Here is a 21,608-nt window from a genome sequence, read left to right on the forward strand (position 1 = left end):
CCAGGGAAGCTCCGCGCTCTCCCGGAGGCGGCGAATACCCAGTCCCGCTCCCGTCAACGCGTTTGGTGCCTCCGTGGTACGGGTCGTTGACCGCGTACGTGTCACCCGGGCGCCCGCCCCTGGACCGAGTGGACGTCGTGCAGCCGGTCCTGTTCGCCGTGATGGTGTCCCTGGCCGCGGCGTGGCGGGCCCGGGGCGTACGGCCGGACGCCGTGATCGGGCACAGCCAGGGCGAGGTCGCCGCGGCCTGCGTCGCCGGCGCGCTCAGCCTGAGCGACGCCGCCGCGGTGGTCGCCCTGCGCAGCCAGGCTTTGACCGGGCTGTCGGGCACCGGAACCATGGCCGTCGTCGCCCTCCCGCACACCGAGGTCGAGGACCGCCTCGCCGACCTCGACGGACGGGTCTCGGTCGCCGCCGTGAACAGCGGCCGCTCGACGGTGATCGCCGGTGACGTCGAGCCGCTGGAGGCCCTGCTCGCCGACCTCGGCCGCGAACAGGTCTTCGCCCGCCGCCTCGACGTCGACTACGCCTCCCACACCCCCCGGGTCGAGCCGGTCCGCGCGACGGTCCTCGACGAACTCGACGGCGTCACCACCTGCCCGACCTCCGTCGCCTGGTACTCCACCGTCACCGGCGAGCCGGTCACCGAGGAGCTGGAGGCCGACTACTGGTACACCAATCTGCGCGAACCCGTCCGCTTCGCACCCACCGTGGAGCGCATGGCGGCCGACGGCTACCGCTGGTTCGTCGAACTCGGCCCCCACCCCTCCCTCGTCACCGCCCTGCACACCATCGCCGAGGACTCCGGCCACGAGAACCTGGTCACCGTCGGCTCGCTGCGCCGCGGCGAGGACGGACCCGCCTGCCTGGACCGGTCCGCCGCCGAACTCCACGTCCACGGGCGGCGGATCGACTGGCGCCGACTGGTCCCCGACACCGCCCCCGCCGATCTGCCGACATACGCCTGGGATCCGCGGCGCCACTGGATCGAGCCCGAGTCCACCACCGGTGCCCCCGGTTTCTTCGACCGCGCCGCGCACCCCCTGCTCGGCATCCAGCTCCAGTCGCCGGACGAGACCCGCTGGACCTTCCGGGGCGAGTGGTCCAAGGACACCGCCGACTGGCTGCCCGACCACACCGTGTTCGGCCGGACCGTCGTCTCCGGCACCACCCTGATGGAACTGTGCCGCGCCGCGCTCGCCGTGGCCCGCCCGGACGACCCGGCCGACCTCACCGACCTGCTCCTCCTCAGCCCTCTCACCCTCCCCGGCTCCGGCACGGTCGAGGTGTCCGTCGAGGTGGTCACCGCCGGTCCCGTACCGGAGATCACCGTGCACAGCCGCCCGCGCGCCCAAGAGGCCGCGGGCTGGACCCTGCACGCCACCGCGTCCGCGTCCGCGGCTGTCGCGCCGACGGCGGATCGGCCCCCGGTGTGGCCGGAGGCGGCCGAACCGGCCTGGACCCCGGGGACGTACGAGCGGCTCGCCGAGCTGGGCCTCGGCTACGGCCCGGCCTTCCAGGGCGTACGGTCGGCGGTCACGACCGGCGACGGTGAACTGCTCGCCCGGCTCTCGCCGCCGCCCACGGCCCGCCACTCGGCCGAGCCGTACCCCCTCCACCCCGCCCTGCTGGACGCCGCGCTGCACGTGGCCGCCGGGATCGACGCGTCCGACGGCCGGGTGCTGCTCCCGGTCGCGGTGGGCCGGTGCGTCCTGCCGCCCGGTGGCACGAGGGACCTCACCGCGGCCGTACGACGCACGGGCGGCTCCGACACGGACCTCACCCTGGACATCACGCTGTGGGACGCCGACGGTCTCCCGGCCGGTCGTCTGGAGGGCGTACGACTGCGGGCCGCGGACCCGGCGGATTTGAACGGCGCCTCGGAGAACGCCCGGCACCTGTACGAGGTGGTCTGGACGGCCCTGCCCGAACAGCCCGCCGAGGCGCCGGGCACCGAGTGGGCCGTCGTCGGCGACCCCTCGGACCCGGAGGTCGCCGGGGCCCTGCGCGGCCTCGCGGCGGCGGGGATCCACGTCCGGAGCGGGACGGGCGGCGCGGACGTGAGCGGGACGGGCGGCGCCGACGTGCTCGTACGGTTCTGGCCGCGCACGGCGACGGACGCCGAACCGGCCGCCGCGGCACAGGAGTCGGCGGCCGCGGCCCTGGCCGAACTGCGTGCCCTGATCGCCCTCCCGCAGGACGAGACACCCGCCCGGACCGTGTGGGTGACGCGCGGTGCGGTCGGGGCCGTCGACGAGGACACCGTGCCCGGCCTCGCCCAGTCCGTGCTGTGGGGGCTCGCCCGCAGCGCCCGCGCCGAACACCCGGACCTCGGCCTGACCCTCCTCGACCTCGAGGACTCCGACCCGGCCGATGCGCTCCTGACCGCCGCCACCCACGCCGAGGAGCCCGAACTCGCCTTCCGCGCGGGCGCTCTGCTCGCACCGCGGCTCGTCCGAGCCCGCAGCCGGGACGCGCTGCGGATACCGGCGGGGGACCAGTACGAGCTGACCGGCCTTCCGGTGAACCCGGCCCTGCGCGCGGTGGCGCCCCGGGACGGCCTGGCCCCCGGGCAGGTGAGGATCCGGGTGCACGCGGCCGCCCTGCCCGGCGCCCCCGGCGACGAGACGCCGCGCGCCGGTGTGCTCACCGAGGTCGGCGCCGACGTCGAAGCTCTCGCCCCCGGCCTGCGGGTCACCGTCCTCTCCGACACCCCGCTCGGCTCCGAGCTGATCGCCGACGCGGGAACGGTCGAAGTGCTGCCCGACGAGCTGCCGTTCACGGCCGCGGCCGCCGGACCGGACCGCCCCCGGCACCCCCAGGTCCTGCCCGTCACCGCCGCGCACGAGGCGATACGGCGGCGGAACGCGACCGGTACCCCGGTCGTCCTCGACCTGGTCGGCCGCCCCACCCTCGTACCGACCGACGGCACGGTGCTGATCACCGGAGGTCTCGGTGCCGTCGGACGGCACATCGCCCGGCTCCTCGCCGAACACGGCGTTCCGCGACTGCTCCTGGCGTCCCGTCAGGGACTTGACGATCCGCGCGCCGCCGACGTCACCGCCGAACTGACCGCGCTCGGCGCCGAGGCCGAGGTCGCGGCCTGCGACATCGCGGACGCGGCGGCCCTGGCCGAGCTGCTCGGGCGTATCGGCGAGGAGTCGCCGCTGCGCGGTGTCGTGCACTGCGCCGGAGTCCTGGCCGACGGGGTGGTCGCCGAGCTGACGCCCGAACGGCTCGCACAGGTGCTGCGCCCCAAGGTCGGCGGCGCCGCCCATCTGCACCGGCTCACCGCCGACACGCGACTCGACCTGTTCCTGTTGGTCTCCTCGGCCGCCGGAGTCGTCGGCAACGCGGGCCAGGGCAACTACGCGGCGGCCAACGTCTTCCTCGACCAACTCGCCCACCACCGGCGGGCCCTGGGCCTGCCCGGCGTCTCCCTCTCCTTCGGCGCCTGGGCGGGCGAGGGTCTCGCCGCCGCACACGCCGACCTGGACCGGATGGCCCGTCTCGGCCATCGCGCCCTCACCCCCGACCAGGGCCGCGAACTCGTCGAACTCGCTCTGCGACAGGGCGCCCCGCACCTGGTCGCCTGGGCCCTGGACCTGCCACGCCTGCGCGAGACCGCGGCCACCACGGGCGGCGGTACGGCGGCGGTGTGGCGCTCGCTGCTGCCCGCGCCCCGCACCGGCCGAAGCGGCGGCGACGGTCTGGCCGACCGCCTGGCCCGGCTGCCCGAGGCCGAACGCGCCGAACGCGTCCTGGCCCTGGTCCGCGAGGAGGCCTCCCGCGCCCTCGGCCTGCGCTCGACGGAGTCCGTCCGCCCCGACCAGCCGCTGCGCGAACTCGGCATGGACTCGGTGACGGCGGTCGAACTCCGCAACCGCATCGGCGCCCGGATCGGTGCCAGGCTCCCGGCCACCCTGCTGTTCGACCACCCCACCGCGGCCCGCCTCGCCGCGCACCTGCTGTCCACCGTCCTCGCGGCGGGCGACCGCCCCACTCCCGCCACGCGGCCCACGCGCGCCACGGCCCCGGCCTCCGACGAACCGGTGGCCCTGGTCGCCATGGCCTGCCGGCTGCCCGGCGGTGTGAGCGATCCGGAAGGCCTGTGGAGCCTGGTCGCGGAGGGGCGCGACGCGGTGGGCCCCTTCCCGGCCGAACGCTGGGACGCGGCGGCGCTGTACGACCCCGACCCGGATGCCGTCGGCAAGTCCTACGCCCGTGAGGGCGGCTTCCTGGACCACGACGATCTGGAGTCCTTCGACGCGGGCTTCTTCGGGATCACCCCGAAGGAAGCGGCCGCGATGGACCCGCAGCAACGGCTGCTGATGGAGACGGCGTGGGAGGCGCTGGAGCGCGCGGGAATCGTGCCCGCCGAACTCGCGGGCAGCACCACCGGTGTGTACGTCGGCATGTTCGGCAGCGACTACCTGGCGGGGTCCCGCCTCGACCAGCTGGACGGGTACGTCGGTACGGGCTCGGCGCTGAGCGTGGCCTCGGGGCGGCTCGCCTACACGCTGGGACTGGGCGGCCCCGCGCTGACGGTGGACACGGCGTGCTCATCGTCGCTGGTGGCACTGCACCTGGCGGCGCAGGCGTTGCGGTCGGGAGAGTGCGACCTCGCGCTCGCCGGTGGCGTGACGGTGATGGTGACCCCGGGAACCTTCGTGGAGTTCAGCCGACTGCGGGGCCTGTCCCCGACCGGCCGCTGCCGGTCCTTCTCCGACGACGCCGACGGCGCCATCTGGGCCGAGGGCGCCGGCATGGTCGTACTGAAGCGACTGAGCGACGCCCGGCGCGACGGTGACGAGGTGCTGGCCGTGCTGCGCGGCACGGCCGTCAACCAGGACGGCCGCAGCCAGGGGCTGTCCGCGCCGAACGGTCCGGCGCAGGAACAGGTGATCCGGCGGGCACTGGAGCTGTCCGGGCTGAAGCCCGCCGACATCGACTACGTGGAGGCGCACGGCACGGGCACCACGCTGGGCGACCCGATCGAGGCGAATGCCCTGGCAGAGGTCTTCGGAGACTCACGCCCCCAGGACCGCCCCCTGTACCTGGGCTCGCTCAAGTCCAACATCGGTCACGCGCAGGCTGCTTCGGGTGTGATCGGACTCGTCAAGGTGGTGCAGTCGCTGCGCCACCGGACCCTGCCGCGCACCCTGCACGCCGACACCCCCAGCAGGCACGTCGACTGGGAGAACAACGGGCTGCGGCTGGTACGGGACACGGCGGCCTGGCCGTCGTCGCCCGGCCGGACACGACGGGCCGGAGTGAGCGCCTTCGGGATCAGCGGGACCAACGCGCATGTGATCGTGGAGGAGGCCCCGCCGGTCGAGAAGGCGGATCGCGAGGACGAAATGCCGCCGGGGAGGCGGCTGTTCGTGCTGTCGGGGCGCAGCGATGCCGCCCTGCGGGGGCAGGCCGCGCGACTGGCGACCCACCTGACCAAGGAGGCCGGCGAGGACATCGCTCTCCTCGATGTCGCCCACACGCTGGCCCGGCACCGCAGCCACTTCGAACGGCGCGCGGCCCTCGTCGCGGGTGACCGGGACGAACTGCTGCTACGGCTCGACGCGTTGGCGAGCGGGCGGGCGCCCCTGGCCGCGCCCCGCGACGACGGGACGGGCAAGGTGGCCTTCGTCTTCGCCGGGCACGGCGGTCAATGGCCGGGCATGGGAGTCGAGTTGATGGCCGGGTCGGAGGCGTTTCGCGAGGAACTGGCCCGCATCGATGAGGCCGTTCGCCGGCAGGTCGGCTGGTCGGTGCTCAACGCGCTGCGGGCGCCGGAGGAGTTCGCCCCGCTCGGCCGCACCGAGTTCCTGCAACCGGTGCTGTTCGCGGTCAACGCCTCACTGGCCGCCGCCTGGCGCGCGCTCGGCGTCCGCCCGGACGCCGTCGTCGGGCACAGTCTGGGCGAGATCGCCGCCGCGTACAGCGTGGGTGCCCTCACCCTGGACGAGGCCGTGACCGTGGTGGCCGGGCGCGGGCAGGCGGTCGTACCGCTGGCGGGCAAGGGCGGCATGCTGTCCCTGGAACTGCCGCCCGCGCGGGTGGCGGAACTGCTCGCGCCGTTCGCGGGCCGGCTGTTCGTCGCGGCGGTCAACAGCGCGCGGTCCACGGCCGTCTCCGGTGAGGCCGACGCGCTGGCCGAGCTGCGCCGACGCCTCGACGAACAGGGCATCTCCGCACGCCCGCTGTCGACACCGTTCGCCTCGCACACCCCCTTGATGGACCCGCTCCGTGCGGAGCTGCTCGACTGTTTCTCCGGCGTCAGGGGCGCCCGGACACCGACCCCGCTGTACTCGGCGGTGCTGGCCGAACCCGTCCCCGGCGACCGGCTGGACGCCGACTACTGGTACGCCAACCTCAGGGAGCCGGTCCGCTTCGCGGACACGATCCGACGGATGCTGGACGACGGCTACCGCTACTTCGTCGAGCTGAGCCCGCACCCCTCGCTCACCTCGTCGATCGAGGCGGTGGCGGCGGAGGCCGGGATCGACGCGGTCGGCGTCGGCTCGCTGCGCCGGCAGAACGACGGACACGACGTACTGCTGCGCGGGCTGGGAGAGTTGTACACGGCCGGGTACACGCCCGACTGGCCGACGCTGTTCCCGGAGGGCCACCGGGCCGACCTGCCGACATACGCCTTCGCCCGTGAGCGCCACTGGCTCGCGCCGGCCCCGGTCACCGCCTCGGCCGGCGGATCACCGCTGCTCGGCACGCACCTGGAGGCCAGCGACGAACCAGACCGGCACCTCTTCCAGGCCAACATCGACCTCGACGACAGCCGCTTCGCCTATCTCACCGACCACCGGGTCACCGGCGAAGTCTGGATGCCCGGCGCCGCCTTCCTCGACATGGCCCTGGAGGCCGCGTCCGCGCTGCGGGGCGGAGGCGAAGTACGGCTGGCCGACGTCAGGTTCGTACAGCCGCTGTCGCTGGACGTGGACCGGCCCGTACGGCTGCAACTGGTCCTGCGGCCCGCCGAGGACGGCTTCCGGGACTTCACCATCGCCTCGACACCCGCCGGTGGCCACGGTGCGCCGTGGAAGCGGCACGTCAGCGGACGCCTCGCGGTCACCGCGGAAGCCGCCGTCGATGACGACGAGCGGCTCGGCACCGTGCGTGAACGGTGTGACGAACAGGTCGATCTGTCGGCCGTCTACGCTGGGCTCGCGGCCCTGGGCATCGACTACGGCCCCGCCTTCCGGGGGCTCGAGGAGGCCCGACGTACGGACGTGGCCGCCCTCGCACGCCTGGCCCGGACGCCCGCCGCCGGTCATCTGCTGCATCCCGCCGTCCTCGACGCGGCCTTCCACACGGCCGCCCTGCCGGGCGGCGCGCCCGAGGGCCGGGCGTTCGTGCCCGCGGCCGTCGGGCGGCTGAGGTTCACCGGACTGCGCACGGCGCCCGTGTGGGCGACCTGCCGACTGCGTTCCGTGGACGGCGACACCGCGACCGTGGACCTGCGGCTGTGGGACGAGGACGAGCAACTGGTGCTGGAAGCAAGGGAATTCCAGCTGGCCGCACTGTCTCCGCTGGACGGCGCGCTCTTCGAGACCCGATGGCAGCCGCGCCCGGCCGCACAGCAGCAGCCCGCCGAGGGCGGTTGGCTGATCCTGGCGGACGACACGGGCGTAGCGGCCGAACTGGGCGAGCGGCTCGGCTCGACCGTGCCGCGGGTGATCGCCCGCAGGGGTGAGTCGTTCGGCGTCGAGGGACCCGGTCGTTACGTACTCGACCCCGCAGATCCGCGGCACCTGGCCCGCCTCCTGGACGAGGCCTTCCCCGACGGGCCGCCCGAGCGGGTGGTCCAGCTGTCCGCGCTCGACGCCCCGGCGATCACGGATGCCGGTACGGCCGAGGAGGCGGCCCGGCTGTGCTGCCTGAGCACACTGCACCTGGTACGGGCGCTGGCGGACCGGCCGCAGGGCCGGACCCCGCGCCTGTTCGTCGTCGCACGGGGCAGCCAGGCCGCCGGTGACAGCAGGCGGGTGACACACCCTCAACAGGCCCTCGCCTGGGGCTTCGGCCTCGCGGTGGCGCAGGAGTACCCGGAGCTGTCGGCCACCCTGATCGACCTGCCGCCCACCGACGGTGTCGACGCCCTGTGGACACAACTGCGGCACGCGGACGACGAACGGCTCGTCGCGCTGCGGGAGTCGGGCCGACTGGTCCCCCGCCTGGCCCGCACCCGCCCCGACGACGGCGGCAACGGTGAGGTCACGCCCGACGGGGTGTACCTGATCACCGGCGGGCTGGGCGGCCTCGGCCGAGTCGTCGCCGAACGACTGGTTCGCCGCGGCGCCCGCCGACTGGCCCTGATGAGCCGGGGCGGGCCCGACGCGCACACCGCGAGCTGGATCAGGGGTCTGGAAGAACACGGGACCACCGTGCACCTCGCCCGCGCCGACGTGGCCGACCGCGAGGAACTGACGGCAGCCCTGGACGCCCTACGACGGGAAGCGGGGCCGATCGCCGGAGTCGTCCACGCGGCCGGTGTCCTCGACGACGCGACGGTGGCGAACCTGACCGACGAGCGCGTCCTGCGCGTGCTCGCCCCCAAGGTCCTCGGCACCACACTGCTCACCGAACTGATCCCGGAGGCCGAGAGCCTCGTCCTGTTCGCCTCGGCGGCCGGTCTCCTCGGCTCCGCGGGGCAGAGCCCGTACGCGGCGGCGAACGCCTTCCTCGACGCCTGGGCGCACCACCTCTCCCGCGCCGACCGCCGGGCGCTGAGCCTGGACTGGGGCGCCTGGGCGGGCGTCGGCATGGTCGCCGAGTCCGGCACCCGGGCCGCCGGGACCAGCAGGTCCGGTCTGCTCGCGTTCTCCCCGCAGGACGGTGGCGAACTCCTCGAACGGGTGCTGGCCACCTCCCGCCGCCAACTCGCCCCCCTCGCCCTGGACTGGGAGACCCTCGCGCTCGACCCGGACGCGGCCCGCGCCCGCCCGATCCTCGGCGACCTGATCACCGTACCGACCGGCGATGACGACGCGGACGACCTCGTCGCGCGGGTGTTCACGGCGACGACGGAACGGGACCGCGCGGACCGCCTCGAAGCGTATGTACGGGCCCGGGTCGGCCAGGTCTCCGAAGGCATGGTGGACGTCTCGGCGACCACGGCCCTGAAGGAACTCGGCCTGGACTCCCTCATGCTCGTCCGACTGCGCAACGCCTTCGCCCGCGAGCTGGGCGCCGAACTCCCCGCCGCCACCGTGTTCTCCGCCTCCGACATCCGCGGCCTGGCCCGGACCCTCGGCGAGGCGCTGCCCGAACGGGACACGGTCACGCAGGCCGGGGAACGGCCGTCCGAGGCGCGGCGGCCCGAGGCCGCCGTCGAGGTGCCCGAGAGCGAACTGCGGCCTGCGACCCGCGATGTCGTACGACTGCTGCGCAGCGCCCGGCCGGGCATGCCGGACGCGGCCCACGCCGTCGGCCTGGCCCTTCGGCTCACCACGCCCACCACCCGCGAGGGGCTCACCGACATCCTCACGCGACTCGCCGGACGGCACGCCGCACTGCGCACCGCGATCGCGACCGGTGCCGGTGCGGGTGGCGAACACGCGCGGCTGCTAAGGGTGGACCGGGAGGTCGCACGGCCGGTGCTGCGCTGGACGGACGTGCCCGCAGACGGCGCACTCGACGCGGCCGACCGACTGCGCCTGCTGCTGGAACCGCGGTTCGACCTGGCTGACCCCCCGTTGTGGCGGTTCGAGCTGCTCGACGCCGGTGCCCGGGGCCAGTTCCTGGCGTTCGGCGCGCACCACGCGGTGAGCGATCTGCAGTCGCTGCTGCTCGTGGCGGGGGAACTCGACGCCGAACTGTCCGGCACCTCGCTCGGCGACGCCGTCACCAACCGGGACATCGACCTCCTGATCGAGGCGCAACAGACGGACAACACCCCCGGCGAGGGCGCGACCGCATGGCGCGAGGCCTTCCAGGGCAGTGCCCGACTCGACCTGACGCTCGCCCGGCCCCGCCCGGCGACGCGCTCGTACCGGGCCGGCAGCGTGAGCGTGACGATCCCCGACGGGCTCATGGAACGGGTGTCGGCCGCCGCGAGCGGGCTCGCCATCACGCCCGCCGCATTCTGCCTCGGCACGCTGACCGTGCTGCTGGCCAGGATGCGGCAGAAGGAACGTTTCGTTCTCGCCGTGCCCGTCGACACCCGCATCCACGCCGACGCGTACGACGCGGTGGGCTTCTTCGGAGTGCCGGTGCCGTTCCCGGCCGAGGCCGGGGCGGGCGAGCGGATCGAGCGGGTGCTGCGCCGCACCGACGGCCGCCTCGACCGCGTCCTCGCGAAGGGCGCCATGTTCTCCGACGTGCTGTCGACCCTCGCCCGACAGGGGCTGCACCGGGCGAACGCGCCGCTGGTGGAGGTGTACTTCAACTATGTGCGCTCTGCGGCGGGCCGCCTCGCCCACCTGGAGGTCCTGCCCGCCGGGACGGGGTACTCCGACCTCGACCTGATGATCACCATGACCCCCGACGCGGGCCGGATCCGGCTCGACCACAACCTCGACATCCTGGACGCGGCGACCTCCGTCGAGCTGGGGGAGGACTTCCTGCGGCTGCTCGCGGAGGCGGCGGACGATCCGGCGGCGGCGGTCCGTTCGACACCGGGTACGACGGGTACGGCGGCGGGGGTGCCCCAGGTGGCGGCGGAGGACACCCGACGCCCCCCGCGCCGGTCGCTCGCCCTCGCCGCCACCTTCGCCCTCGGAAATCTGCCCCTGCTGTGCGAGGCAGCGGTCGAGGAGGGCACGGGGGACGGCGGCCTGACCGTCGCGGAAGCCCCGTACCACCAGGTGCTCGCCGCCCTGCGCGACCCCTCCGGCGTCTTCGCCGACCCCGCCGCTGCGGTGTGCGCGGCGCTGCTGCGGGCGGCGGACCTGGAACGGTTCGGCCCCGTGGACGACGCGCTGCTCGCCGAGTTGCGTACCGCGTTCCCGGCCGCGCTGCGGGCCCTGTCCGAACGGACCCGCAAGCCGCTGATCGTCGGCTTCCTGCCGTCCGCCCACGCGCAGGACCGCTTCGCACGGTGGGAGCGCGAGATCGCCGACGAACTGGCCGAGGTGCCCGGCATCGCGGTGCTCCGTCCCGACGACTGGACCCGGCGCCATGCCGTCGCGGAACGCTTCGACGAGCGGACCGAGCGGATCGCCCACCTCCCCTTCACTCCGCAGTTCCAGGCGGCGGTGGCGCTTTGCCTCGCCGATGTCGTACGTGCGGTACGGCGCCCCGCGCCCAAGGTGATCGCGGTGGACGGCGACGAGACGCTGTGGGGTGGAGTGGCCGGGGAGATCGGCCCGGAGGCGGTGGACCTGACGGGACCGCGTGCGCTGCTCGCGCGCCGGCTCCTTCAGTGGCGTGCGGCGGGCGCGCTGTTGGCACTGGTCAGCAACAACGACGAGGACACGGTGCGGGCCGTACTGGACCGCCCGGACAGTCTGCTCAAGGCCGAACACTTCAGCGTGCTCTCCGCGACCTGGGGCCCGAAGTCCGGCCGGCTCGCCGAGGCGGCCCGGACGCTCGGCCTCGGCCCGGACAGCTTCCTGTTCCTCGACGACAACCCGGTCGAGATCGCGGAAGTGCGGTCCGCACTGCCGGAGGTGCTGTCGGTGACGTGCCCGCCGTCGGCCGGACTGAGCGCATTCCTGGGCAGGTTGTGGCCGCTCGTCCCCGCCGCGGCGACGGCCGAGGACGCGCTGCGGGCGCGGTTCTACGAACAGGAGCGGGACCGGGACGCCGTGCGCGCGCAGGCCGGATTCGAGGAGTTCCTCGACCGGTTGGAACTTGAGGTCGACATCCGGGCCCTGACCGAGGCCGACGTCGAGCGGGCCGAGCAACTCGTCCGCCGTACCAACCAGTTCACCTTGCGGGCCCGGTCCGCCGACGGGGGCGATCTCGGGCGGTGGCGGGAGCGCGGTGAGGTGTGGACGGCCGCGGCCCGGGACCGGTTCGGCGACTACGGCCAGATCGGGCTGCTCGCCCTCCGCGCGGACGGCGACCAACTCGACGTACTGGCCTGGCTGATGAGCTGTAGGGCGCTCGGCCGGGGAGTCGAGGAACGGCTGTTGCGGTGCCTGGCCGACCGTGCCGACGAACTGGGCTGCGTCAAGGTTCGGCTGACGGCGGAGCGCACTCCGCGCAACGTACCGGCCCGGCGGCTGCTGGCCGCGCTCGGTGGCGGGGACCAGGACGACGAGCGCCTGGAGACCGTGGTCACGCCCGAACACCTGCGGGCCTTCCGGTCCTGGCGGCGGGGGTGAACCGGCGGCGCCGACGGGTGAACGCGGTGGCAGTGGTGGCAGTGAGCGAAAGGACAAACCACGGGGTGAAGGACTCTCATGCGTGATGTGAACGAGGACGTGTCGGCGTACGCCGGACAGCGGGCGACGGCCGAGGCGATCGAGCGGGGTGATGACGGCGGGCTGAGCGTGGACGCCCTGCTGGCGAAGGTGAGGACGGCCGCGGCGCCCACGCCGGCCGGTACCGACGTGGCCGCGCCGGCGGCAGTGGTTCCCGACGTGGTTCCGGCAGTGGTTCCGGACGTGGTCCCGGCAGTGGTCCCGGACGTGGAGGGTCTGGCGGCCGCCGTCGCCGCCGTGGCGGGCCGTCACCTGCCCGAGGGGCATCTGTCGCCCGACGCCGACTTCTTCGACGCCGGGGGCACCTCGGTGGGCGCGGTGGAACTCGTCGCGGCACTGGAGGACGAGCTGGGCATGGAGATCGCCCTCGACGACGTCTTCGCCGACGCCCGCCCGACCAGCCTCGCCCACCGCTGGCTGTCCACCGCACACACCACGGACACCCTCTCGGCACCGACCACCTCGGAATCGCGGACGTCCGAGGCCCCCCGCGCCCTCCCCGCCCCGGCCCCCCGCGCCCTCCCCGCCCCGGCCCCCCGCACCCTCCCCGCCCCGGCCCCCCGCACCGTCCCCGCGGTGCCCGTCACCCCCGCCCCGTACTCCACGGCCCGGCCCGAGGACCTCGACCAGATCCTGGCCGACCTGGCGCTCGCCGACCGGCTGCCCTGGACCGGCGACCCCGAGCCGCTGCCGCCCCGTCGGATCCTGCTGACCGGCGCCACCGGCTTCCTCGGCAGCCATATGCTCCTCGACCTGCTGCGGCACAGCGACGCCCACGTCTACTGCCTGGTCCGCGCCGCCGACGAGAAGGCGGCCCTCGGGCGGCTCGGTGAGGCGCTCAAGAGGTACGAGCTGCCCTGGTCGTCGGAGGTGCGCCGCCGGGTGACCGTGCTCCCCGGCGACATCAGGCGCCCGCACCTGGGCCTGTCCGACGAACTGTGGACCACGCTCACCCACGAGCTGGACAGCGTCGTCGGCGTGGCGGCGGCCGTGGACTTCCTGCGCGGCTACCAGTCGCTGCGGCAGAGCAACGTCATCGGCTCGCTGACCCTCGCCGAGCTCGCGGCGACCGGCCGGCCGAAGCCGCTGCACCACATCTCATCCATCGCGGTCTTCAACGAGGTCGGCATCACCGCGATGGGCGAGGACGACCCGCTCGCCCACGTCGACCGCCTCGTCGCGGGCTACGACCAGACGAAGTGGGCGGCGGAGGTCGCCCTGCGACGGGCCCGCGACCACGGCCTGATCGTCACGGCCCTGCGCCCCGGCGGCATCGGCGGCCACACCAGGACAGGCGCCTACAACCCGCAGGACCTCAGCAGCGGTCTCCTCTCGGCCTTCGGCCGCTTCCGCACGGTCCCCGCCTTCGACCACCTGAACGCGGCCCCGGTGGACTGGGTGAGCAGGGTCGCGGTCGGCATCGTCTGCAAACCCGACGCGTGGGGCTACGACTACCACCTGACCGGCGTGCCCAACACCCTCGACGACGTCGTACGGGACATGGCGCTTGGCGGGATGCACGTACGCGTACGGGACTGGGACGAGTGGCGGGCCGATGCCCTGGACCGGCTGGAAGCCGAACCGGTACCCGAACTGGCCTTCCTCACACGGGTGTTGCAGAGCCCCACCGCGCTCAGACTGTGCGAGGCGACCCTGAAGGGTCCGGCGGCGACCGCCGAGCGCACCGCCGCACTCGTCGAGGCGCTCGGGTTGCGGCCCGCCGCCCGCTACGACGCACAGGCCCAGCTGAGGACGTTCGAGCGGCTCGCCCAGGACGGGCTGGCCCGGCTGCCGCACAAGGACGACCAGCCCTACCTGTGGTTCTCCGAGACGGCCGAGGGCGGTGTCGGCCCGGTCGGAGCGCCCGCCGACACTCCCTGCTCGATGGCGCTCACTCTCTCCCTCGCGAGCATGTACCAGCTGGTGAAGGAGCGCCGGATCGATGCAACCGGCGAGTTGACGTGCGCGGCGGTGCATCCCGAACCGCTGGTCGTCGAGCGCGGCGACGTCTGGATCCGGCCCGAGGAGGGCATTCCGCAGCGACACGGTATGCGCCACCGGCTCCTCAGCTACCGGTTGGCGCTGCGTGACGCGGACGGTGGCCGCTGGTGGCTGGAGGGCCACAAGTACGCCCGGGCCCGTCGTGACGTGTGGCGCCAGACCCGGGCACTCACCGTCGAGATCGGCCGCGAGGGCGCACCGGCGGCCCTGGCGGGCGAGCTCGTCGTGCCCGCCGACACCTATCTGCGCGACCAGGTCGACGGCATCAAGGTCGACCCGCGCCTGACCAGCCAGGAGAAGCGGGCCGCCAAGCTGACCTGGCTCGCCTGGTTCGGCCTGGAGATGGGCCGCGGTCTGCTCGGCCCGTTCGCGCGGGCCGCCGCCGACCTCCTTGACCTGCGCCGCACCCCGACCCCCTCGGAGCACCACCGATGATCCTCCGGAGCACCGACTCCCGCACCAGGCCGACGCTCCGCAGGGTCAGGAGCACCACGACCCTGCGCCTCCTCCACCACCGCCTCGACCCGGCGCGGGTCGAGGAGATCCCCTTCCGGGCCGACGACGGCGTACGCCTCGGCCTGACCCGCGTCGACAGCGGCGACACGGACCGCCCCGCCGTGCTGCTCCTGCACGGGCACACCGCGTCCGCCGACATGTTCCTGCTGCCCGAGACCCGCAACCTGGTCGACGTCCTGCTCGACGACGGCTACGAGCCCTGGCTGCTCGACTGGCGGGGCAGCTGCCGACTGCCGTACAACGAGACCGGCCAGAAGTACACGTACGACGACGTCGCCCTGTACGACATCCCCGCGGCCGTCTCCCACATCCGCCGCCGCATCGGCGACCGGCCGCTGTTCGTGGTCGCCCACTGCGTCGGCTCCCTCACGCTGTCGCTCAGCATGACGGCCGGGCTGGTCCCGGGCCTCGCGGGCGTGGTGTCCCAGGGCGTGTTCCTGACGCCGAAGCTCGCGGGCCGCACCTCGCTGCGCATGTCGCTGGCGGGGGAACTGCTCAGGTCCCGCATCGATCACATACCGGTCGACATCCGCAAGGCCGGCCTGTGGTCGAAGTACACGCCCCTGTTCGCCCTCGCCTCGCGCGGGGCGAGCTGCCCGGATCCGACCTGCCAGATCCTGCACAACTCGGCGTGGGGGACGGGCGCCTCACTGTTCGTGCACGAGCACCTGTCCGAGGCCACCCACCGCCGGCTCGCCGAGCTGCTGGGCCCCGCCCCGCTGTGGATCCTGCCGCATCTGCGCCGCATCGAGCTGGCCCGCACCGTGGTGCGCTGGCACGACGGCGACCACCGCTACCGGGCGCTGCCGCAGAACGCGCTGGACGCGGCGGCCCGTATCGACACCCCAGTCCTGCTGCTCGCCGGCAGCGAGAACGGTCTGTGGCTCGACTCCCAGAAGCTCTGTCACGACGTACTCGCCCGCAGACAGCCGCAGTTGGACGTCGCGTACACCGAGATTCCCGGCTACGGCCACCTGGACACGTTCCTCGGCCGGGGCGCCGCCCTCGACGTGTTCGGACACATCCTCGAATTCCTCGGCGGACGACGGTGACGGCGGCCCGGGCGGCCGGTTACCGTACCCGTCAGTAACCGGACCGCACCGCAGGAGGCCACCCATGCCGCAGCTCGAAGTCGACGGCGCCAGACTGACGTACGACGACGAGGGCCCCCGCGACGGTGCGGGCGCACCCCTGGTGTTCATCCACGGCTGGACCGCCAACCGGCACCGCTGGGACCACCAGCTGGCGCACTTCTCCGCCACGCGGCGGGTCGTACGTGTCGATCTGCGCGGCCACGGCGAGAGCGACGGGTCGGGACGGCGGAGCATCGCGGAGCTGGCCGGGGACGTCCTCGCCGTCCTCGATCACCTGAAGGTCGACCGGTTCGTCCCCGTCGGTCACTCGATGGGCGGGATGATCGCGCAGACCCTGACGCTGGGCCACCCCGAGCGGATCGAGCGCATGGTCCTGGTGAACTCGATCAGCCGGATGACGTACAGCCGGGGGAGGGGCCTGCTGATGGCGGTGTCCACGCGGGTGCCGTTCAAGCTGTTCGTCGCCGCCAACATCCAGCGGGCCTTCGCCCCCGGCTACCCGCGCGAGGAGATCAAGGAGTGCATCCGGACCTCCGCGGACACGCCGCGGGAGGTGGTCATGACCTGCTACGGCGCGATGCGGTCCTTCGACGTCCTCGACCGGGTCGGGGAGATCCGTGTCCCCACCCTCATGATCCACGGCTACTACGACATCCAGCTGCCCGTCTCCCAGATGCTGCGGATGGCGAAGGCGTACCCGGACGCGGAGGTGCGCATCCTGGACGCCGGCCACGAACTCCCGGTGGAGAAGCCCGAGGAACTCACCTCGGCCATCGACCGGTTCCTGACCGAGCGCCCCTGAGGCGCCCGCGAGCCTACGAGGTTGCCTCAGGACCTGTCCGGCCGGGCGACCGGCAGTGGGCGCCGGGCGACCTCGTGGGCCTCCTCGGGGGGCAGGCCCAGCATGCGCAGGATGAGTTCGGCCATCTCCTCGTCGGCGCCGGGACCCGACTGCTCGGACTTGGCGGACGACTTCAGCTGGAGCAGCCCGAGGGGGGAGCCGCCGACGGCGCTGAGGGGACTGTCCACCTGGAAGCGGCCGGAGGCGTTGCCCTTCTCGATGTCCCGCAGGGCGCGGGGGCCCAGGCCGAAATCGGCGTGGATGCAGGGGAGGCCGCCGTAGCGCAGGACGCGGGTGAGTTCCGGGTGGGTGCCGGCGAGCCGGAAGGTCAGCCGGACGCTCACCGCGAACACCTCGGCGGGGTCGTCCAGGTCGCCGGTGATCGAGTCGATCAGCTTGCCGTACTCCTCCAGCGCGTCGACGACCGCCGCCTCGAAGAGCTCCGCCTTCGTCTGGAAGTGGTTGTAGAAGGAGCCGAACCCGACGTCGGCACGCTCGGCGATCTGCTGGATGCTGATCTCGCTCGTGCCCTGCTCGGCCAGGATCCGCTGGGCGGTGGTGATCAGGGCATGGCGGGTCTGGGCGCGCCTGCGTTCGAAGCGGTTGGCGGGTCTGGGCGCGCCTGCGTTCGAAGCGGTTGGCGGGTCTGGGCGCGCCAGCGTTCGAAGCGGTTGGCGGGTCTGGGCGCGCCTGCGTTCGAAGCGGTTGGCGGGTCTGGGCGCGCCTGCGTTCGAAGCGGTTGGCGGGTCTGGGCGCGCCTGCGTTCGAAGCGGTTGGCGGGCTGGGCGGCGGCTTGATCGGGCATGCGCTCATCCTGTCCGCGGCCTCTTCAGAACTGATGAGGGGATCAGTCGGTGGGCGTCGGTGATCTCGCGACGGACGGGCGAACCGTCGTGCCTCGGCGACCCCGCGGCACGGCAAGAGCCGGAGCGGCGGACCCCCGCTCCGGCCTGCGCACTTCCGGCAGAACTACAGCCCGGCGGTCGACAGCCAGCTCTTGGCCACGTCCAGCGGGTCCTTGTTGTCGTTCTGCACCTGGGCGTTGAGCTTGACCAGGGTGTCCGTGTCGAGCTTCGCCGATACGGCGTTGAGCGCGGAAACTCCGGCGGCGGAGAGACCGCTCTTGTAGGCCAGCGGCGTCACGTTCTCAAAACCGAAGAGATTCTTCGGGTCTTGAAGGACCACGAACTTGTTCTTGGTGATTCCGGGGTCGGTCGTGAAAATATCTGCGGCTTGAATGTTGTTGCCCTTGAGGGCCGCCACGGTCAACGGCCCACCCGCGTCCAGCGCCTTGAACGACTTGAATTCGAGGCCGTATTCGGACTTGAGGCCCACCAATCCCTGCTTGCGCGTCTGGAACTCCGGCGATCCCCCGATGACCACGTCCTTGGCCGAGGCGGAGAGGTCGGCGATCGTCGACGAGGTCGTGAGCTTGTACTTCTTGGCGGTCGCCTCGTTGACCGCGATCGCGTCCTTGTCCTCCGCCTTGGAGGGCTCGAGCAGGGACAGCTTGGAATCGAGCGCGGCCGTGATGGCCTTGCTGGTGTCCTCGACCGTGGTCGGGGCCGCCTTGGCGTTCAGATAGGCCAGCAGCGCGCCGTTGTACTCGGGCAGCACGGTGATCGTGCCGTTCTTGATCAGACCGTAGGTGGTCTCGCGGCTGCCGATGTTCAACTTGTAACTGACCTTGATGCCCTTGGCCTTCAGGGCTTCGCCGTAGATGTCGGCGAGCAGGATGCTCTCGGGGAAGTTGTTGGAGCCGACCACGACCGTGCCGCCCTTGGCGGTGTCGCCCTTCAGCGGGTCCTTGCTGTCGGAGTTGTCGGAGGAACCGCAGCCCGTGAGGGCGGCCGCGGCCACAACCAGCAGGGATACAGCGTACGTTGCGGTCGTTCTGGTGCTTCTGGCGTGGGTCACGTTGGTCATCCAGACTTGTGCATGGGCGGTCGGCGGCCGGAAGGCATGGCGTGATGACGATCCAATCGAGCCCAGTAACGCACCGTCAAGACACGAATAGATCACCGATGGAGACCACACGGCTTCGCCGCGTGGGCGCAACATGGCCGAAAAGTAAGCGAATCCGACGTATCGGCATGTCAGTTTTTGGTTGATCATGGCCGTACTCTTACGGCAGCCGCTAATGTTGGCCGAGTCGGGGGACCTGGTTCCGCTTGCTCGGCCCGAGCGTGCTGGCATGACGCAGTCCACGCAGCCCGGGCTGCGGGCTTCCAATTGGGAATGAAGTCAAGGAGGTTTGGTGCCCGCGCACAGGAAAGCCGCCCGGGGGCCGCAGACCACGGCTCCCCGAATAGGCCGGATGCCTTCCCTCCTCGACCGTTGGCCTTTCCGCAGGAAACTCAACGTCCTGGTGATTGTCCCGCTCGCCGTCGTTTCGGCGATGATCGCCTATGTCGTGTACGCCGAGGTCGACTCGGCCCGTTCCGCCGCCTCCACCGCCCAGCTCGTGCGGGACAGCGCGCAGGTCACCAAGCTCATCGACGGCGTACAGACCGAGCACCGGCAGGCGCTCCTCGTCTCCCTGCGCTACGAGGCGGCCCGCTCCGGCGACAAGGCACCTGACACCTCCGCCTTCCTCCAGGCGCAGCAGAAGGTCACCGCCCAGGCGGAGGCCGTGCGGTCCACCTACGGGGGCCGGTTGCCCGACGCCGAGGCCCAGGCGCTCAAGGAGCTGGAGGGCCTCGACAGCCTCCGCAAGACCATCGAAGAGGGTCCGATCCCCGCCGACAACATCGACCCGGCGTACGGATCGGTCATCGAGGGCCTCATCAACGGCCTCGGGCTCGGTCAGTCGGGCGGCGAGTCCTCGGAGTCCGCCGGCAATCTGCTGGACGCGCTGCTGCGCGCCGACACCGCCCACGCCTCCTTCGAGACCAGCGTGTTCGCGGCCCGGACCCGGGACCCCAACGCGCTCATCGAATACACCGGCGCCGTCGGCGACTACGAGCAGTACACCTACCAGGCCGAGCGTTTCACCCGGTTCGCCAGCCAGGAACAGGGCGCCGCACTCGCCGCGATCGAGCACAGCCCGTACCAGAGCGTCGTCGCCCAGCACTACGCCGCGCTGCAGGTCGACCCCGGCGGTCTGGTCGCGGGGAACGCCTCACAGCTGCGCGCCGCGCTCGACGACGCCCTGGCCGCCGACCCGACGTACCAGCGTCAGGCGGAGAACCGGCTGAAGATCACCGAGTCGCTCATCCACCAGATCGCCGCCGACACCCAGGAGGCGTCCAGTGACGCCTGGTGGCAGGTGCTGTGGCTGGTGGCCGCCAACCTCGCCGCCTTCGCGGCCTGGATCCTGTTCTCCGTGCTGGTGCGCCGCTCCGTGGTGCGGACCGTGCGGAGCCTCACCGAGGCGGCCCAGCACGTGGCCGACGCGGCCGAGACCGAGCTCGCCCGGGTCGCCGACGACGACGCCGACGACGCGAGCCCGCCGCGCCTCGAAGCCGTACCCGTGCCGGTCCGCGACGAACTCGGCGAACTCGCCGAAGCGTTCAACCAGGTGCAGGTCACCGCGACCGCCCTGCTGGAGCGCCAGGTCATCAGCCGCCGCAACATCGCCGAGATGTTCGGCAACGTCGGCCACCGCGTCAGCAACCTGACCGCTCGTCAGCTCGCGCTGATCGACTCGGTGGAGCGCGGCGAGACCGACCCGGAGGTGCTGGACCGGCTCTACCGCATCGACCACATCGCGGTACGCCTCCAGCGCAACGCCGACAGCCTGATGCTGCTCGCCGGCATCCGCGAGACGGGCCTCAACACCGGGCCCATGCGGCTCAGCAACATCGTCCGCGCCGCGCTCGGCCAGATCGAGGGCTACCAGCGGGTCACCCCGCACGCCGAGGGCGATGTCACCGTCGCCCCCGACATCGTCGGCGACCTCACGCTGATGCTCGCCGAACTGCTGGAGAACGCGGTGACGTTCTCCCCGGCGTCCAGCAGCGTCGAAGTCGTCCTGCGGCCCCGGCACGGCTCCGGCGGCGGCGCCCTGATCGAGATCATCGACCACGGGCTCGGAATGAGCGCCGAGCGGCTGGAGGAGGAGAACGCCCGCCTGATCCGCCGCGAACGGCTCGACCTGGCCCCGACCGAGGTCCTCGGCCTCTTCGTGGTCGGCGGTCTGTCCCGGCGCTGGGGCATCGAGGTCGTCCTGACCCGCACCCCGGGCGGCGGCGTCACCGTCACCGTCGCGGTGCCCGGCTCCCATCTGCTGCTCGCCGACCCCACGGGGGCCGCGGCCAGGGCCCCGCACATCCTGCCGCCGCCACGCCGCCCCGGCGGGACCGAACCGCGCCCCGCGGCTGTCGACCCGGAACCCGGTCCCTCGTCCCTGCCCCGCAGGATCCCCGCGCACAGCCGGGGAGCGGACGGCCACACGGGCCGTCAGGAACCGACGGGCGATGGCGCCATGGGCGGCTACGGCGGCCCCGGCGCCTCCCGGCCCAGGCCGGGCGGCGCACCGGGCACCACGACTCCGGGGGCGGCGCAGCCCGCGGAGCGCGAGACAGCGGGACGAGGCACGCGTCAGGACGCGGTCGGCGGCCCGGGTCACCAGCGTGGCACCGGTATGGAGAGCGGACACGGCCGGCCGTCGCGCGCCGCGGGCGACGGCATGGACAGCGGGCTCGTGCAGAGGTCACGTGGCGCGAGTACCGGCCCGGGGTGCCAGTCGGCCGGATCGGGATGCGCACGGGTCACGGCCGCGGCACAACGGCGTACGTCCGCCGTGGAGACCCACCCGGTTCGCAGACGGTAGAA

General features: G+C 73.0%; 7 protein-coding genes. 5 read left to right on the forward strand and 2 right to left on the reverse strand.

What is annotated here, in order from left to right; genetic code table 11:
* Positions 1-98 precede the first annotated feature (98 nt).
* From ABZ656_RS45070 to ABZ656_RS45085, 4 genes are all read left to right on the forward strand, one after another.
* Positions 99-12,281 (forward strand): SDR family NAD(P)-dependent oxidoreductase, encoded by a 12,183-nt coding sequence (locus ABZ656_RS45070; protein WP_360276647.1) that lies wholly within the window; start codon positions 99-101, stop codon positions 12,279-12,281.
* A 78-nt stretch (positions 12,282-12,359) separates the two neighbouring features.
* On the forward strand, positions 12,360-14,816 hold the full coding sequence (locus ABZ656_RS45075; RefSeq protein WP_360276635.1) for a thioester reductase domain-containing protein: 2,457 nt from the start codon (positions 12,360-12,362) through the stop codon (positions 14,814-14,816).
* On the forward strand, positions 14,813-15,949 hold the full coding sequence (locus ABZ656_RS45080; protein ID WP_360276638.1) for an alpha/beta fold hydrolase: 1,137 nt from the start codon (positions 14,813-14,815) through the stop codon (positions 15,947-15,949). The genes ABZ656_RS45075 and ABZ656_RS45080 overlap by 4 nt, the downstream gene beginning before the upstream one ends.
* Positions 15,950-16,013: 64 nt before the next feature.
* Positions 16,014-16,793, forward strand: a complete 780-nt coding sequence (locus ABZ656_RS45085; RefSeq protein WP_360276641.1) for an alpha/beta fold hydrolase — start codon at positions 16,014-16,016, stop codon at positions 16,791-16,793.
* Between the two features lie 26 nt (positions 16,794-16,819).
* On the opposite strand, the gene ABZ656_RS45090 is transcribed toward ABZ656_RS45085, so the two are convergent.
* Both ABZ656_RS45090 and ABZ656_RS45095 read right to left on the reverse strand, forming a co-directional pair.
* Positions 16,820-17,491 (reverse strand): TetR/AcrR family transcriptional regulator, encoded by a 672-nt coding sequence (locus tag ABZ656_RS45090; protein WP_360276650.1) that lies wholly within the window; start codon positions 17,489-17,491, stop codon positions 16,820-16,822.
* A gap of 310 nt (positions 17,492-17,801) precedes the next feature.
* A complete protein-coding gene (locus ABZ656_RS45095) occupies positions 17,802-18,758 on the reverse strand; it encodes an ABC transporter substrate-binding protein (protein WP_360276644.1) in 957 nt (318 codons plus the stop codon).
* Positions 18,759-19,149: 391 nt separating this feature from the next.
* Here ABZ656_RS45095 and ABZ656_RS45100 point away from each other — a divergent pair, with 391 nt between their 5' ends.
* On the forward strand, positions 19,150-21,606 hold the full coding sequence (locus ABZ656_RS45100) for an ATP-binding protein (protein WP_360276653.1): 2,457 nt from the start codon (positions 19,150-19,152) through the stop codon (positions 21,604-21,606).
* Positions 21,607-21,608: the final 2 nt, after the last annotated feature.

Origin of the sequence: Streptomyces sp. NPDC007095 (assembly GCF_040634475.1) — a bacterium.
GTDB lineage: Bacteria > Actinomycetota > Actinomycetes > Streptomycetales > Streptomycetaceae > Streptomyces.